The sequence below is a fragment of the Francisella philomiragia subsp. philomiragia ATCC 25015 genome, from assembly GCF_000156715.1.
Taxonomy (GTDB): Bacteria; Pseudomonadota; Gammaproteobacteria; order Francisellales; family Francisellaceae; genus Francisella; species Francisella philomiragia.
On the sequence record NZ_DS999311.1, the window covers coordinates 130,245 to 147,390 of the forward strand.

The window sequence follows — 17,146 nt, forward strand, 5'->3', positions numbered from 1 at the left end:
TTGAAACTATCTAAAGTACATTCATTTGCATAACTAACAACCCCCATGCATGACATTGTTAAGATTGAAATTAATTTTATTTTTTTCATATTTTTACTCCATAAGTTTAGATATTAATTAACGTAAATAAATCTTAAAAACAGCAGCAGCTTGCCATACCTTCTGATAAAAAACCATTTAGATGCCTTATATAAAATTCAAGCAACATAAAAAGTAATTATATATTTTTCTAAGAAATTATTAATAATATTAAAATAAAAAACTGATTTGAAATTCTTTTTTGGAATAACTATATTCGTTTTTGGAATATATACATTATAGTTGTGTTTATCCGTCAGTTTTTACAATTGCTGAGATTGTAACTGGATCAACATTACTGTTAGGTAATCCTACTGAAAAAGTCACATTTCCTTGTGTTGCATCTAATATATCATCACAATAATATCCTACTAATACACTTTGTCCATTCCATATCATAGTGTCTGGCATATAACTGAATGTAGCATTACCCCTACCTAGCTCTATATACTGATTATTTTTATATGCTCTTATAGAACAGTTACGGTTTGCCTCATCATTAACTGTTATATTTACATCTTGGACAGACATTTTAGGACTAGGATGAAACACAACCTCAGCTATATCCTGCGCACTAAACATTCCTCCTTTAGAAGGAATAGTTTTAACATCTAAACCAAATGCTTCTTGATCGATAACCATTTCGGTGATTGACTTCTGACCAACACCTGGGACATCCACTGTGAAAGTTACATTACCATCAATACCATCAATACCATCAAAAGACTGATCACAATAATAACCAACTAACATGTGTTTACCATTCCACACCATACTATCTGGTATATAACTAACTGTAGTGTTACCTTCACCTAACTCTACGAATTGATTACTGTTATATGCTTTTATAGAACAGTTACGGTTTGCCTCATCATTAACTGTTATACTTACCTCTTCTGGAGATACCTGAGGACCTGGATTAAAAACAACCTGCGCCACATCTCCTCCACTACTAGTCACTTTCAAACCATAAAATGCTTTCTGATCCCTAACCATTTCGGTGATCGACTTCTGACCAACACTTGGGACATCTACCGTGAAAGTTACATTACCTTCAATACCATCAAAAGAGTTATTACAATAATAGCCAATTAACATATGCGTACCATTCCACACCATACTATTTGGCATGTAACTAACTGTAGTATTACCCTTGCCTAATTCTATAAATTTACCATTGTCATATCCTTTTATAGAACAGTTACGGTTTGCCTCGTCATTAACTGTTATATTTACCTGTTCAGGATCTATTTGAGGACCTGGATTAAAGATAACTTGAGCTACATCTGCTCCGCTACTGGTAACCTTTAAATCAAATACCTTATAGTCTGGCATCGCTAAGCTATATTTCATGGAAGGAATTTCCCAACTACCAACATGATAACAAGTATGATAGTCTCTGCAATCATATATTATTTTCTGAAGCATATAGGGCGAATTAAAAATAACGCCAGCTCTATTATATGCTGTTAGCCCACCAATTGAATAAGCTGAAATTTCATTATAAAAATATGAATAATTGTCAAAATAATGAAATTCTCTTGTTTGTAAGATATTTTCATTATAAGCCATAAATAGATAGTTATCTGTAAAATTAATACCGCTTATATTTTGATCCCATTTAAAATCCAGTTCATCTTTATCTACCTCACCAATTCCAAAATTTGATGCAGTCTCATCTTTGGCTGTAGTAGGCACACTTATAAAAATCTCTTTTGAATCTATTTGATTATTATCCATATCTCTCAGTGAAATAGATACTACATCATTAAACTTATTAAAAGACTTAGCTGAAGCATCAACATCAATAGTTACATGAGCAATACTATCCGGGGCTTCTGATAGCTGATACGCGCGACCATCTTGAGAGTTTTTAATATAATAATTACTAGCATGTGCACCTTTAGGTAGACTAACAGCAACATCGATAGTTCCTTTAAAGAATCCATCATATGATATATATTTGATTGATGTGTCTTTTCTATCATCTTTTAGGACTATGTCTTCTCTACCTAAGTCAGTACCATGATTTACATAAAAATAACCCTCTAAATAAACAGCATTACCACCACCAGTATCTTCGTTTATTAAGTGCACATTTTTATCATCTTGATCAAGAGCATATATGGCTGGTCCAGTATCCGTATCTTCCAAGAACCTCTTAAAGAAAGCATTTTGTGAGGGTGTTAGATACTTTTTTCTTACCTCAGGATCAAAAACCAAATCATCAACATTTCCATTAAAGTCTTCAGCTCTATTAAGGTTATCTATCTTAATCTTATATGCAACTCCAGGTCTACTGCCTAAGAATGTCATATATGATACACCACCCCAAGCTGTAGCATCTTGATTAAAGAAGTATCTACATGATGATGACACTGCAACTAGACTTCTAAGTTCTACTAGTGCATTAGCATATTCTGTATCTAAATTAGCTATTTGTTTTGCAGAAGCATGATTATATGCTAAGCTAATTCTCTTTAGCATATATAGCTGATCTAAGTTTAGTTTAGTTAGCTTGACTGCTCCTTCTGTCAAAGACATAACACTACCATCACATACATCATAATTATACGTGCCTGTAACCCCCATATCAGTTAATATTGAAGAGAGATCAGGTTTATATGGATTTAGATCACTTTGTAACACACTTAGCTTCTTATTTAGACTCCTAAATCGTGCTAGTAGATCTTCAAAATTAAAGTCATCCTCATAGGCAAAGCTATTTGCTAGATATTTAACCATTACTTTTCTAACAGAGTTTTTATCTGCAGCAGTGATTCCATTAGCATCTTCATAATTACTAATATCGGCATATAAATCCCAATAATCAATATTTGGTCTACCACCTTGCTGTAATTGTTGGTAAGCGCTTTTATATTTACTACCCTCAGAACTATTTTTAAAATCATCCATCATAAATACAGCATTATCCAGCAGATTAGTATAATTTGATAGCTTTTTAGAAACACCTGTTAAATCAGTAAAATCTTTGTCAACTCTATACTTTTGTGCATTAGTAAAATTTGCTATCATCCTTTGATTATCTGTATCTATTTGCGCTGTGACATCTTCGGTAAGTTCTTGTAAAGATTGCTCTGTAAACTTCGTAATAATATCTGCCTGGCTCGGTCCAAAAAAACCTATCAAGAAAGATACAAATCCAATTGCTGCAAAAAGATAGTCACCCGTAGCAGCCATAATAGCTATGCTACCAATACTAAATGCTGCATCACCAGCATCCATACTACCAAGCATTGGTGATTGAAGTAACATTGTATTATTGTTTGTTTCTGTGAATAAAACTACTCTAGAACTAATAGCCTGAGAAATACGTCTTGAACCATATTCTAGAGTTATACTATCACCAATACTTACATCTGCCACATCCTCTATAAAATATCCCTTTGCATTAGTTTCACCTTGTGCCACTAAATAGCCATTTTGATTACGAATAGAGTACTGCGTATACGGCTGAATCTTGCCACCTACTAATGTTGATACTACTTGTTGTTGTACTTGTGACTGAGTATCAGAAGTAGCCTGGTTTGTATAAGCAAAACTATACAATGGTGAAAACATCAATGATGCTAATGTCGCGGTAACTATTATTTTCTTACCTTTTTGATTTAAAAATCTCATAATAAAATCCTTTTAAGCTAAACATTATTAGAATATCTAGTAATAGCAAGCTCTTTTTTGTCAATAACTTGGTCTAATTTGGTATCAGGATCAATATAATGTAATTCTGCTGTTATTGGGTAATAACATTTACCTTGCTGATCACATAAATTTTCAGCTTGATCTCCTACTATTGACGCAATATAATCCTTATAGCTAATACCGCTAGCATCGTATACCAACATATGGTTCTCAACATCAATATTTGCAGGTTCTTTAAGAGTTGTTTCAGCTATTCCTATATAGTAATTATTTGGATCACTAAGCTGTTGCTGCATTTTTTCTGTAATAGCATTATCAAATGCAATATCTGTGAAATTAGGATAGTGTACAAACAACGATGATACATCTTGGAAGACATAAGAAATATATGCATTCTGCTTAGACACTGAACTAACTAATTCTTTAGCGTTAACTAAAGCATCACTTTTTAAGTTTAACTTGACACCGATTTGTTTAACATTACCATCTAAATATTTAACAGACGGTATATCCCATATGCCTTCAAAAACCGCATCTAAAAACTTATTTTGTAACTCACTAAAATATTGCTTTCTTAGATCTTTATTGCTAAAAATCACATCTGCTGGTGGTATATCTGAGCTACCACCATCATCCTGCAAATCTATAACTAAATATAAAACTAAAGGAAGACCCCAAGTATTTTGAGTCTGGTAACTTATACCAGGTATTCTTGGAGCATTAAAATCACCAAAATATTGACAGTTATTTAAAGTACTATCGGCGATATTAATTATCTTTTGCTTTTGATCGTAATATGCAGATATCATCTTATAAGCTGACATTCTGATACGCTGATCCTCTGGAGGTAAATTAGTATCGACTGCTGAAGGATTTATATTTGAACTAGGATATTGTGTAACAATATTATCAGCTATAATTAGATAGTAGACACTCGCCATATAATCTAGGAATTTATCATCTCTTTCTATTGCTTGCATATATAAGGTAGATATAGAGCCATCACAGACTTTTCCAGCTGGACTATACTTTGCTTCACCATCGTAATTATTCACATCAAATTCACTATCTATTTGAGATATCTTATATGCAAACTTCTGTTTAGTTATATCTTCTAAGCTATTAAGATTATTGATAGCTTCTATCATTACCGCTAATTGTGATGACTGTAGCTCAATATATCCACCTTGATTTTTTATTTGTTGTTCATAAAAACTATCTAAAGCAGCATCAATACCATCATCTATACCTTCATATTTCTCATATTTAGCAAGCTTAGACATCAACCTAAAGATCTCTTCATTTTTTTCATCAGGTGTCTTATTACTCAATTCACTAGGATTCAACATTTTATAACCATCATATCCAGATTTAAATGAGTCATACTCATCTCCTTCAAGAATTGTATTTAGCATATCCAAAAGTTTTACAAACTTACGAGTTGACTTTGCTTGTGCTTCATTATTATCATCAATATCAACTTGTGTATTAAATGAAAATTCAACATCCATATTATCTACAAACCAATCAAGTTTTTTCATGATTTTGCTATAGCTGTCATTAAAATCCTTAGACAATTTTTCTAAGGTTTCTTTGGTGGCTTGCTGACTTTTATATGAATCATAAAATCCTTGCCCAATTGATAATAAAGCTAGAGAAATATTTTCAAAGTTAATTGCTTGATACCAACTCATACCTTTACCGCTGATTAAAGCCTGTTTATATGCTTGTCTACTATTGTATAAGCCTAATGTAGACTGAAAAAATAATGCTTGAAAATTTTTAGCTTGCCCCCACCAATAACTAGGATCATCATATTCAGGAGGATCAAAAGGACCAGATGCAAATAAAACATAAGGCTTATACTTAAAAATAGCCATAAAACCTTGATTATCAGTCTTTATAGATTGACCTCGATAATTTAAAACTAAAGTATCGTTTTCATCTAAACCTCTAACTTTCTTATGGAATATCCCATTACTATCAGAAATACCCTCAAGCACAATATTTCCTTTAATATCTTTGATAATATAAGTATCATTCGGTAAAATTTTGCCTGTTATTATGGTGCTATTTTGATTGATTAATTCATTATTCACCTCTGAGGCATTTGAGGCCTTAGCATATCCTATAGTTAATGGTGCTGAAAATAACACCAGGCCACAACTCGCAATAAATATATTTTTTACTAGCTTTTTGACTTTCATTTTACCCCTTATATAAAATTAGCAACAACAACGAATATTTGATTAATTTTAAAAATTTATACTTAACTTTTGACTAATGATAAATATAAGCTTACTGTTTGGGAAATTCTTTTTTTGAATAGTGATATTCTTTTTTCGAATGTATAAAACTTTATTACCAATATTAACTAGATAGGCAAAATATAAATTTAAAGCTCACACATATGATTAATTAAAAACAAGTGGCTAGATACATTTTGATTTTCAAGAATGATTGATGGTTTTATATTTTATCTACATTTTAAAAATACAAAAATTTTTTGTATATTTCAGATGCTAAAGTAGGAGATTTTTAAAGTATTTTTACTTAGATTTAACAACTACAAATAAAAGTAAAGTTAGCAAAGCTATATCGAAATTCTAATAAAATTCGTAAAATCATTCTATTATCCAATCATAAACTCATAGTACCTAATGGAAAATTAAATTAGGTTCTGTGCACAAAAAAATATAAATTATATTGAAAATAGCTAAACCGTTGTTATTTAAAAGTTGAAAGACAATAAATACCAGAGGTTTAGCAAATGCATTATCATATAAAAGAAGTATTCTGGTCAAGTATTTTATCATTCTTAAAATCACAAAAAGGTATACATACCAATAATGAAGCCAAATTAAGATTATTTATTGAAGCTGTATTTTATGTGTTACGTACAGGCTGTCAATGGAGAATGTTACCATTTTATTATGGTAAATATAGATCAATACATAAGCGTTTTAAAGATTGGTGTGATAAAGATATATTTTCTAGATTATTTAAATCAGTACAAAACCCTGATTTACAAGAAGTCATGCTTGATTCAACAATAGCAAGAGCACATGCTTGTGCTACAGGATATGATAAAGATGATAACCAAGCAATTGGTAGATCAGTTGGAGGAGTAAGCACCAAGATTCATGCTATGACTGATGCTTTAGGTAATCCAATAGAAGTATTGTTGTCAGAAGGTAAAACTCATGATAGTAAAGTAGCTATAGATTTACTACAAAATGTATATAATACAAAAGTTGTCGCTGATAGAGCATATCATTCTAATGAAATCAGGGAGCATATTCAAAATATATCCTCTGAAGCTGTATCCCTTGTAAATCAAATACTCTAAACCATATAGCTTTTGATAGTCATGTATATAAAGAAAGACATTTGATAGAGAACTTTTTCTCTAAAATTAAGCATTTTAGAAGAGTATTCTCTAGGTTTGATAAAACCATTTCAGAATATATAGGAATGATTAAATTAGCTTGTACTTTTATTTGGCTACGATGAATATTTATTTTGTGCACAGAACCTAAATAAATCTATTTTGGAACAAAAAGAATTAGTAATAAAAACTATGCTAATCCATATTAAATGATCTTGATTGTTTTCTAAAAAAACCTTTAACTTAATCGATTGAATGATCAATAAGTTTATTTTGTACAGTTATATCGAAAGGTTATCGGGTAGACAATAAAAATAATGATTTGCATAAAATTATGTATCCTTTAGCAAGAAAATTCATAGTTTAAAATCCAATTTAAAAACACTTCTGAAGCCTGAGAGGTAAATCTTTGCTTATGTCTTAATATATAAAAATCTCTTGTCTGATATCCACCCTCTACATTTAAGATCTTAATATCATCACAAACCGCATTATCTAACATTATTCTAGATAAGTTGGCAATAAAATCACTATTAGCAACATAATTCTTAATCGCTTCAGCACTATCAAAAACAATACTCTTAGAAATACGTCTATTACAATATCTAATTAGACTTAACTGATTATCCCATGTAACATTTTCAAATTTTAAAAGATCATTACCAATATTCTGAGAGCCTAATCCAAAAGCCTTTTCTAACTCATCCCTTCTTTTAGTCTCTATATAAATATCTCTATTACCCATATCATGATGCCATAATGCCCAATTTTGATCTGTCAGAACTGTCTCTAGAGAAATACTATCATTCTTTGCTAACTCATGATTTTTAGCACAAATTATTTCAATACGATCTTCTTTCCATAATGTTTGTTCCAACTCTCTAGATATTATCCTACCTTCAACTAAACCCATATCACATACCGCATTTTCAACATAATATCTAATCTTGTCTGATAAAGCTCTCTTAACATCTACATTAATTTTTGGATATAATTTCTGAAATTCAGGTAATATCTTCGGCAATACATAATCACATATTGTTACACTAGCTCCAATAACTATTTTTCCAGAGATATTCTCTTTATCTTTTACCAAGTCAGAGACCTGATCAAGTATACTTTTAACTTCAGCAAATAAAAGCTCTCCTTCATATGTTAGTCTAATCTCTTTACCTGACCCTCTCTCAAATAAAACTTTTTCTAAAGCTTCTTCTAATTGTGATATAGCCTTACTAGCAGATGGCTGAGTTATATAACATTTTTGCGCAGCTATACTTATAGACTTATTTATCGCAGTTTCAACAAAAACATTAAGCTGCTTGAGTGTGATTTTTCGACTCATAAGATCCCTTAAATAAAATATAAAACTTAATTGTAAACCATAACTATTCAATAAATACTCAACTAGAGCGGTTAATATTTTTATACTAAGCATCTAGGTCAAATAATAAAAATATTTTAGTACTGCTACTTTCTTATATATAAAATAAGTGTATAAACCTAACAACTTAATAATAAATCATCTGCAATGTATTTACTAGATACCATAACAAATGGAAATACAAAATGAGATAATAAGACAAAAAAATCATAGTATCTCTTTAGATGTTTATGACTTTTATACTTATCTGGATATATTTCATGATATAAACTCTTTTAGCTAAAAATAAAGACTACTCATATAAATTAAATAGGACTAGTTGCTCTACTATTATTTCTCTTGTTATATGAAATTATAACAAGCAGAGAATATCTATAAATTAGCTGCTTAATATAATTTTAAGCAACAAGCCTAAACATTAACTCATGCATGCAAAAAGGAAATAAATGATGGTATTAACCTTGCTCAGCAAGAGTCTGTAAAGTGGCTGCTGGAGAATCTGCATCTCCTGGTAAGTCAGCTTTAGCATCATTAATTTGAGTTTGAAGTTTTTCTGATTCTGTTTCGATAGTGTCATCTTTATCAGTGTGAGCCAAGTCAAGAACACTACTGTCTTTTGAATAACTTTGATCAAATGCTTCTTGAACTTGAGTAGCTTTATTAACAGTACCAATATTACTCTTAAATATCACTGGTGGCTCTGAAGACTTAGCAGCTGCTGAACCAGTCGTAGCAATTTTACCTTCTATGTTATCATTATCCATTCCTAATACACCAAGTACCGCCATATCTGTTTGAAGTGCTGCATCATCTTTACGTAGATCTTGCTTAAGCACTTTAGCTATACCATAGTCATAACTTTGTAGATAAGCATTTCTCATTGCTATATATGGATCTACTGATACCTCTTTCAAATTCGAGTAAGAAGGCAAGTATGATACACCCTGATTCACATAATATGTACCGGTAGTACCAACACTCACACCCCAAGAAATAGCTGGCGCTACAGGCGCGAAGAAGAATATATACGTCAATGGATTAAATAACGCATCTACACCTGTTGTAACATCCTCTAAAGTACCTGGTCCAATCAAAGGCCATACAACATAAGGAGATGCCTCATTATCATCATACACGCCCCACTTATGTAAAGTAACAGCAAAGCTTTGGTGATATCTCATTGGCTTATTGAACCAACTATCCGCGACATCAAAATAACCTGCAAGACCTAAAGTCGTATTTGTCAAGAACCTTACGCTATCATCACCAGCATAATCTAATTCACCCTGGAATAAATCATTCACAATTCTCGCAGGTTCTGCTAAGTTTTGGAATATATTAAATATACCACTTTTGAACGAGTCTGGAACAGCCGTATCATAAGCATTTGCTGCTGGAGTCAATGTTTCATAGGCTTTATCATTAAAAGCATACATTGATCTGTTATAACTCTCAAAAGGATCTCGATTATCTTTAGTTGCTTTCATGCCAGAACAACTACCCAAAGTCATCCCAACAATTGACAGCATTAAAATATTCTTAAAGCTTGATTTCATTAAAATTAGTCTCTTATTTCAGGTTGGTAAAAATATACAGACCCCATTATAGTAAATTAGTATCAAAAACTCTAATAAAAATTTTCTTAGATACTATATCTTTGATATTATTTAAAAAATATATATCTAATAAAAAATAATAAGCATGAGCAACATAGACAATAATGAAGTTGATAAGTTTTCTCGTTTAGCCAGTGACTGGTGGAATCCAAATGGAAAATTAAAAACCCTACACCAAGTAAACCCTTTAAGATTAGAATTTATCAAAAAACATATAGACTTAGATAATAAGAAAATTATTGATATAGGTTGTGGTGGTGGAATTCTAACAGAATCATTAAAAAAACAAACTAATGATACTTATGGATTAGATGCTTCTTCACAAGCTATTAGTGTGGCTAAAGAGCATGCAAAACTAAACAATCTTAAGATAGAATATATAAGCTCTACTATCGAAGATTTTGTCACAGAAAATGATAACAAATTTAATATTGTAACTTGCATGGAAATGTTAGAGCATGTTCCAGATCCTGAAAGCATTATTGCTTCTATCTCAAAACTTATTAAGAAAGATGGACTATTTTTCGCATCAACATTAAATAGAAATCTTAAGTCATATTTATTATCTATAGTTGCTGCTGAACACATCTTTAAAATGGTACCTCAGGGAACGCACCAATACACTAAATTTATTAAACCTTATGAGCTTATAAAAACAGCTGAAAAATATGGCTTTAGTGCAATCGAAATAACTGGCGTACACTATAATCCAATCACTGATAGCTTTAAGCTTGGTAAGAATACCGATGTTAGCTATATTGTGGCGTTCAAGAAGGTATAAATTATGCAGTATAACTATTTTAATTATCCCAATGAGAAGCTCCCTCCATATGGATCGGTAGTTTACTTTGCATATCGTAAACTTAGTACAGAAAAACAAGAGATTCTTTATCTTCTTGACCAAATAAAATCTCAAATAATTTCATGTACCGAGCTATACAATAATATTGAGATCGCCAATGAAAAAATGAATTGGTGGCTAAAAGAAGTAAATAGCTTAAATAATGATAAAAGTATTTCATCTCCTCAACTAAAAAAATTAGCTGAAGTTTTTGATGCTACAACCCTATACAAGCATTTAGCAGATGATATAAGTACATCTATAGATAATAGTAGTGCTACAGAAAGAAATTTTGAGTGCCATATATCTAATAATTTTTTGGGTATAGAAACTTTGAAGGCTATGTATCTAAATGATTTTGCAACAATTGATGAATCTTTGATTAAACAAGTTAATATTAATAATGAGATAATAAGACATATTTTTTGTATGCCTAAACATTTTTATAATCAGATCTCATTTAATAACAAGATCACACCTACTATTTCTAATGAAGATTTTAGAAATATAGCTAATCAATGGTTACAACATTACAAAAAGATAAGCCTGAGCAAAAAGCTTAAACCATTAGAGAAAATCAATAATATCCATTATAAAATGGTAAAAAAATATATTAAGAAAGTTGATAGCCCTTTCAGAGAAACATTACATTTCTCTCCATTAAATTTACTATTTTACTCGATTTAAGGATAGTCGCAGATGATACATGGATATAAACTACTTGTATTCTTTTCATACTTACTTAGCATAAATCTAGCGACTGCAGTGCCATCACCCTACCCTTACACAGGATCCATAGAACAACCGGACTTCAAGTATGATAAAAATCTAAGCCCCTATGTTAGTAACTATGGTCCACTCTATAATCAACAATATCAACCTATTAAAACAAACTTTTCTCCTTATCAAGTCAACCTTCAAGGTCAAAATAGTCCCGCAGGATTTTATACTGGTATTAGCAAAAACTTTACCTTCTAATTTTTCAGTTTAACAAATAACTCTATTGCTAAATAGCTCGATTAAAGTGTATATTCTAAATTACCTGTGTATTTTTTAAAAATAGGAAAACTTATAATGGGGACGATTAATTCGAAGAAAATATCTCTGCTGAGTGCTGTACTTATTGGGGTGACATCCATGGTTGGCTCAGGATGGCTATTTAGTGCCCAGCTTACAGCAAAAGCAGCTGGGAACTGGGCATTTTTGGCATGGGTACTAGCATCAATTGTGATTATGATGGTTGGACTATGTCTAGCAAAAGTTGTTTCGGTATTTCCGGTAAGAGGAGCTACTACAAGATCTAGTGCCCTTTCTCATAACAGCTTATTCGCAATGCCTTTTGCATTTGCCAACTGGTTTGGTGTTGTGGTCATGATTTCCACAGAGGCTCAAGCAACTACTCAATATTTAGCAGGATTAAAAAGTTTTAGCTGGTTAATGGATGGTGGTGTTATCTCAACTTATGGGATGATACTATCTCTGTTTATCCTTTTTCTTTACCTTATTATTAACTTTTATGGTGTAAAACTCCTATCTAGTGTTAATAATGGTATAACTATATTCAAAATGACTGTGCCTGCGCTTATAGTCGTTATATTTATCATTTACGCATTTACTCATAGTGGCGAACATCATAGCTTATTATCTCCAGAGATACCTAATAATAATTTTACTGCTTATAATGCTCTTACCGCAATTGTAGCTGGTGGACTCGTGTATACGTTCAATGGTTTCCAAATAGTAGTTGCTTACAGTAGTGAAATCAAAAATCCTTCTAGAAATGTTCCTATTGCAATAATATTATCACTAACAATAGTTTTAATACTCTATATTGCTTTACAATATGCTTTTATGGAGGCTGTACCTCATAGCTACCTTATAGAAAAAGGTGGTTGGGCAGGACTAGATTTCGAGTCTCCTTTATTACAAGTTGCGACAATGATAGGACTAGGATATATTGCAGTACTATTAATCATCGATAGTATTGTTAGCCCCTCTGCAACTGGCTATAGTTATCTTGGTGCTTCTTCTAGAATGTTATACGCAATGTCTGCTGAAGGTCAAATGCCAAGATTTTTTGCCAAAATAAATCAAAAAGTTAATATTTCGAGAAGATCACTTATTGCTAACTTTATTTTATGTGCAATATTCTTGATGTTTGCTGATAACTGGGCTGCTTTGATGCTATTTGTCACAGGTTTCAATATCATAGGTTATATGGCGGCTCCTGTTAGTATGGGTGCTATTGCTCCTAAATTAAGAATATTTGGTCTAGTTGTATTTGTACTTTTAACACTCCTATTAAATACAGTTGATATCTTATCTAATATTTATCTCGGTGTGATTCTCGCTGTACTGGTTATTATATTCTGCTTTTTTGAATATAAACGTGTTGGTATCAAAACTCTAATGATACTAGTACTTCCTTTTATAATATTTATATGTGCTACGGCTCCTGTAGAGAACTATATAATTAATGCCATTGCTGGAGCTATATTCTATATTGTAGTTACTGATAAGCGCTATGTGGCATATTGTAAAGAAACTGCTAATAAAGATAATATTGTTGAAGATTAAAGTATCTCGATAATTTAATCAAAATCTCTTTCTCCCCTAGCTTGTTATAAGCAAATATTTTAGCTAAACTCTAGATCAAATTGATATTTTGAATAGCTAAAAAATGTTAGTAGATAAACTCATTAACCTTAAAACGGCTACAAATATAGTTAATGATAATAAAAATAGCTCTTTTGGTTACGCTATAAAGAATGCTAAAGGACAAGTAATAACTTGTAATCAGATGTTCTTAGAGTCGACAGGAGTAGCTAGTTTAAAAGAATTGCAAGGTCTATCAGATCAAGATATAGAACTATGGAAAGATGATGTCTATGATTATGCTATCGGAGAAAAAATATCAATTGATTCGAAATCGTACTATCTCTCAACTGAGTCATTAGCAAATCAAACAAGTATTGAACCAATAACAATTCTAACAGAGAAAATACCATTTTATGATGAGGATGATAAAAACTATATTTTGGTCAGAATTAAGATTCTAGAAAATAATGATTTAACCAAATGTAGAATTTACACGCTCAATGATGCACCAATAGTTGAGTTTAAATATTATTTTGAAACACTTAAATTTACAGCTAAAGAATACCGGATTCTTAAATATCTAATTGAGCACAACCTAGAATATAACCAAATAGCAAAACTGATGAATTATACACCAAGCTCGATAAAAGCCTGTATTTCAAAGATGTATGACAATCTTAATATATATTCTAAAGACTATAGAAAACTAAACTTTTTACGCTCATTATTAAAATACATGTTTCTACCAGAGCTAAATAAGGAAATTTCAAAAATTATAAGATTTTAACTTTAAACAAAAAAACTAGGAGATAAAAATGAATCAATCTGCACAGTCAAATAATAATCCTGTTATTAATTTTCTAAAAAAATTTATAAGCTTTGAGAATTTTATTACACCAACGATTATTGTTTTTATTTTTTGGCTTAGTATTATTGGAGTGTGCCTAAGCGCTTTAGCAGCTATATTTTCGGGTTATATTTTATCAGGTATTTTAGAGATTATTTTTGGTGCAATTTTTGTTAAAATTTTTTGTGAAATACTTATGGTGCTTTTTAAAATTAACGATAGTCTCAAAGAAATTGCAAAAAACACTCGTAAATAATCTATAACAGATCTCTCAAATGCTTGTTACGCCAATAAACAAAAAGCATAAATAATGAGCAAACGAATAAAAATCCGCATAAATATAATCCTGCATAAGTTAATGAATCTATACTTACCAAATTTTTCGGCATAACAAATCCTGCTATCATGGCAACTAAGATACCTAAAATACCCATAATACATAAACTATAAAAAACTAGCTCATTGTGTATGATAGTCTTTTTTGATGTTCTTCTAAGTCGTAAAGCTGCTAAAAACATCAAGATATACATAGTCAAATATACTTCTGTATTAAGTGATATTAGCACCCAATAAAAAGAGTTCATATTATCCACCATAGTTATCGTCAATGATAATCCAATAACAATTAACCCTTGTATGTACAAAATATTACTAGGAACACCATAATTATTATTTGTAGAAAATCTCTTTGGTAAGTAGCCTCTTTCAGCAGCTTGGCGCAAACTCACAGCGGGACTTAAAGCCCAACTTATAGCTGAACCAAATGCTCCTAAAACTAAACCGATACTAATCAAAGGCATTGCTGCTGGTAAGCCTAGTCTTTCAAAACCAATTTTAAAAGTCTCAAAAAGACCATTATATAAACTTATAGAACCAGCTGGAATTAGAAAAGCTATAGTCAAAGCTCCCAAAAACATCATTAATACTATAAATATTACAGCTAAAAAAATTGCTCTAGTAAATGTCTTCTGAGGATCTTTTAGCATTGGAACATATACTGAACATAACTCTATCCCCAAAAAAGAAATAATAACTACCGTTAATGCGGATATGTCTTTCAGTGCTGATAGATTAAATGATATCTGAGATATTTTGAGCTCTAGAGGATATCCCTTAAGCAACCAAAAACCAAGAAATATAAAAAGTACCAAAACAGGAATTACTACTCCAAGAATCATACATATAAACGATACTACTGCAGATTCTTTGACACCAAAATGATTAACAACCATTATCAACAAATACAAAGTTACCATAATACTAGCGATAGCTAGAGGACTGGCAAAACCAAACACCGAGCATATAGTTGATGACATAAATAGCAAACTAGCAGGAAACCAGATTACATTACTACTCCATTGCGCCCAAATTGCAAACATACCGGCATTATCACTGATGCCTCTTGAACACCACTGAAAGATTCCATTTTGATGCTGATCGGCAAAGTTTGCACTAAGTTCAGCCGAAATAAATGCTACAGGTATAAGAAAAAATACAACACCAATTATAAAAAATAATGGTAAATATTCGCCAAATACAGCTAAAGAAGGCAAATTTCTCACAGAATCTACTGATATAATTATCAAACCTGTTAACATTAATAAAGATAGATTATTTTTCATCAACATTGATTTTTTATGAATTTAAGTCCTATAGTAGAAATAAATAGCAAATTAGTAAAGTCAAATATTGAGTATCTACGTAATAAAAATCCTCACTCAAAAATAATGTTTATCGTCAAAGCTAATGCTTATGGCATAGGTATAGAAAACATCTATAAGGTAACTAATGATTTAGTTGATGCTTATGGCATAGCTCGTATAGATGAGTATTATGTTCTAAAGAATTTGGGCTGTACAAAAGATATAGTTTTCCTAAGTGGTATATATGCAGAATGCTTTGACTTTAAGATACCTAAAAATGTTATTCCTATACTTAGTAATGTATTACTAATCAAAGACTATATAAAGTATGAAGATGATAAGTCGAAACAAGTTATGCTTGATTTTGATTGCGGTATGGGAAGGTTCGGTTTTTATAGAGATGACTTTATAAAACATCTTGATATGCTAAAAATTTCCGGATTTTCAAACATAATATTATTCTCACATATTCCAACTGGCTATAATGGCTATGATAGATCTAAAAAATATATTGATAAAATTCTTTTGTTAGCTGAAGAAACCAAACTTAAATATACTTTTTCTAACTCACCAGTTTCTCTTTTTGATACCGATTTTCTACAAGAGTATATCCGTTCTAGCTCGGCAGTATTAGGCTATGACCAAGAGCCTAAAGAAATCAAGTTTAGCTTATCTCTTAAGGCTTGTATTATCTCTATCAGAGATATCCCCAAAGGAGAATATATAAGTTATGGTAATGAATATTTCTGTAATAAAGATACAACTGTAGCTATTTTAAATATTGGCTATGCCGATGGTTTAGGTTGTGAAATTCATCATGACTCATATCTACTTATTAATGCTACTAAGTGCCCTATCCTATCAATAAATATGGATTATTTATACGTAGATATATCAGCGATTAAACATCAACTAAAAATGCTTGATATGATTGAACTATTTGGACCTAATAGCTTGAGCTTAGAACAACATGCCAATATGTACAATATAACTAAAGATGAAGCACTTACTAAGCTTAACGCTCTGAGAGTAAGAAAAATAGTACAATAAGAAAATATAAAGTCAAAGCTTTATATATTTAAGAAACATCA

At 31.0% G+C, this 17,146-nt stretch carries 12 protein-coding genes and 1 pseudogene; 8 read left to right on the forward strand and 5 right to left on the reverse strand.

The annotated features are described in order from the left end of the window. Positions 1-327: 327 nt before the first annotated feature. Positions 328-3,720: a hypothetical protein gene (locus FTPG_RS00930; RefSeq protein ID WP_004286530.1), complete on the reverse strand. Its 3,393-nt coding sequence runs from the start codon at positions 3,718-3,720 to the stop codon at positions 328-330. A 17-nt stretch (positions 3,721-3,737) separates the two neighbouring features. Beyond that, on the reverse strand, positions 3,738-5,948 hold the full coding sequence (locus FTPG_RS09765; RefSeq protein ID WP_004286531.1) for a hypothetical protein: 2,211 nt from the start codon (positions 5,946-5,948) through the stop codon (positions 3,738-3,740). A gap of 563 nt (positions 5,949-6,511) precedes the next feature. Between FTPG_RS09765 and FTPG_RS00945 the strand changes: the two are divergent. Next, a pseudogene (locus tag FTPG_RS00945) lies at positions 6,512-7,254 on the forward strand (IS5 family transposase). A 218-nt stretch (positions 7,255-7,472) separates the two neighbouring features. Here FTPG_RS00945 and FTPG_RS00950 read toward each other — a convergent pair. Both FTPG_RS00950 and FTPG_RS00955 read right to left on the reverse strand, forming a co-directional pair. Further along, entirely contained in the window at positions 7,473-8,471 is a 999-nt protein-coding gene (locus FTPG_RS00950) for a LysR family transcriptional regulator (RefSeq protein WP_004286533.1), read from the reverse strand. Between the two features lie 494 nt (positions 8,472-8,965). Next, positions 8,966-10,066: an MlaA family lipoprotein gene (locus FTPG_RS00955; RefSeq protein ID WP_004286534.1), complete on the reverse strand. Its 1,101-nt coding sequence runs from the start codon at positions 10,064-10,066 to the stop codon at positions 8,966-8,968. 145 nt (positions 10,067-10,211) lie between these two features. Here FTPG_RS00955 and ubiG point away from each other — a divergent pair, with 145 nt between their 5' ends. The 6 genes from ubiG to FTPG_RS00985 all read left to right on the forward strand — a co-directional run bounded on the left by ubiG (position 10,212) and on the right by FTPG_RS00985 (position 14,668). Next, entirely contained in the window at positions 10,212-10,907 is a 696-nt protein-coding gene (gene ubiG / locus FTPG_RS00960; protein ID WP_004286535.1) for a bifunctional 2-polyprenyl-6-hydroxyphenol methylase/3-demethylubiquinol 3-O-methyltransferase UbiG, read from the forward strand. 3 nt (positions 10,908-10,910) lie between these two features. Then, positions 10,911-11,654 (forward strand): hypothetical protein, encoded by a 744-nt coding sequence (locus FTPG_RS00965; protein ID WP_004286536.1) that lies wholly within the window; start codon positions 10,911-10,913, stop codon positions 11,652-11,654. Between the two features lie 12 nt (positions 11,655-11,666). Then, the gene (locus tag FTPG_RS00970; protein WP_004286537.1) at positions 11,667-11,945 is read left to right on the forward strand and encodes a hypothetical protein; all 279 of its coding nucleotides are present in this window, start codon (positions 11,667-11,669) and stop codon (positions 11,943-11,945) included. A gap of 96 nt (positions 11,946-12,041) precedes the next feature. Then, positions 12,042-13,544 (forward strand): APC family permease, encoded by a 1,503-nt coding sequence (locus FTPG_RS00975; protein WP_004286538.1) that lies wholly within the window; start codon positions 12,042-12,044, stop codon positions 13,542-13,544. 103 nt (positions 13,545-13,647) lie between these two features. Next, on the forward strand, positions 13,648-14,352 hold the full coding sequence (locus tag FTPG_RS00980) for a hypothetical protein (protein ID WP_004286539.1): 705 nt from the start codon (positions 13,648-13,650) through the stop codon (positions 14,350-14,352). A gap of 28 nt (positions 14,353-14,380) precedes the next feature. Further along, the gene (locus tag FTPG_RS00985; RefSeq protein WP_004286540.1) at positions 14,381-14,668 is read left to right on the forward strand and encodes a DUF4282 domain-containing protein; all 288 of its coding nucleotides are present in this window, start codon (positions 14,381-14,383) and stop codon (positions 14,666-14,668) included. Between the two features lies 1 nt (position 14,669). Here FTPG_RS00985 and FTPG_RS00990 read toward each other — a convergent pair whose 3' ends face one another. Then, the gene (locus FTPG_RS00990) at positions 14,670-16,034 is read right to left on the reverse strand and encodes an APC family permease (RefSeq protein ID WP_035722069.1); all 1,365 of its coding nucleotides are present in this window, start codon (positions 16,032-16,034) and stop codon (positions 14,670-14,672) included. A 15-nt stretch (positions 16,035-16,049) separates the two neighbouring features. Here FTPG_RS00990 and alr point away from each other — a divergent pair, with 15 nt between their 5' ends. After that, entirely contained in the window at positions 16,050-17,105 is a 1,056-nt protein-coding gene (gene alr / locus FTPG_RS00995) for an alanine racemase (RefSeq protein WP_035722072.1), read from the forward strand. Positions 17,106-17,146: the final 41 nt, after the last annotated feature.

What these genes read in the sequence shown, in the direction of transcription:
- FTPG_RS00930 (WP_004286530.1), bottom strand. Translation starts at nt 3,720, where the DNA reads ATGAGATTTTTAAATCAAAAAGGTAAGAAAATAATAGTTACCGCGACA.
- FTPG_RS09765 (WP_004286531.1), bottom strand. Translation starts at nt 5,948, where the DNA reads ATGAAAGTCAAAAAGCTAGTAAAAAATATATTTATTGCGAGTTGTGGC.
- FTPG_RS00950 (WP_004286533.1), bottom strand. Translation starts at nt 8,471, where the DNA reads ATGAGTCGAAAAATCACACTCAAGCAGCTTAATGTTTTTGTTGAAACT.
- FTPG_RS00955 (WP_004286534.1), bottom strand. Translation starts at nt 10,066, where the DNA reads ATGAAATCAAGCTTTAAGAATATTTTAATGCTGTCAATTGTTGGGATG.
- ubiG (WP_004286535.1), top strand. Translation starts at nt 10,212, where the DNA reads ATGAGCAACATAGACAATAATGAAGTTGATAAGTTTTCTCGTTTAGCC.
- FTPG_RS00965 (WP_004286536.1), top strand. Translation starts at nt 10,911, where the DNA reads ATGCAGTATAACTATTTTAATTATCCCAATGAGAAGCTCCCTCCATAT.
- FTPG_RS00970 (WP_004286537.1), top strand. Translation starts at nt 11,667, where the DNA reads ATGATACATGGATATAAACTACTTGTATTCTTTTCATACTTACTTAGC.
- FTPG_RS00975 (WP_004286538.1), top strand. Translation starts at nt 12,042, where the DNA reads ATGGGGACGATTAATTCGAAGAAAATATCTCTGCTGAGTGCTGTACTT.
- FTPG_RS00980 (WP_004286539.1), top strand. Translation starts at nt 13,648, where the DNA reads ATGTTAGTAGATAAACTCATTAACCTTAAAACGGCTACAAATATAGTT.
- FTPG_RS00985 (WP_004286540.1), top strand. Translation starts at nt 14,381, where the DNA reads ATGAATCAATCTGCACAGTCAAATAATAATCCTGTTATTAATTTTCTA.
- FTPG_RS00990 (WP_035722069.1), bottom strand. Translation starts at nt 16,034, where the DNA reads ATGAAAAATAATCTATCTTTATTAATGTTAACAGGTTTGATAATTATA.
- alr (WP_035722072.1), top strand. Translation starts at nt 16,050, where the DNA reads ATGAATTTAAGTCCTATAGTAGAAATAAATAGCAAATTAGTAAAGTCA.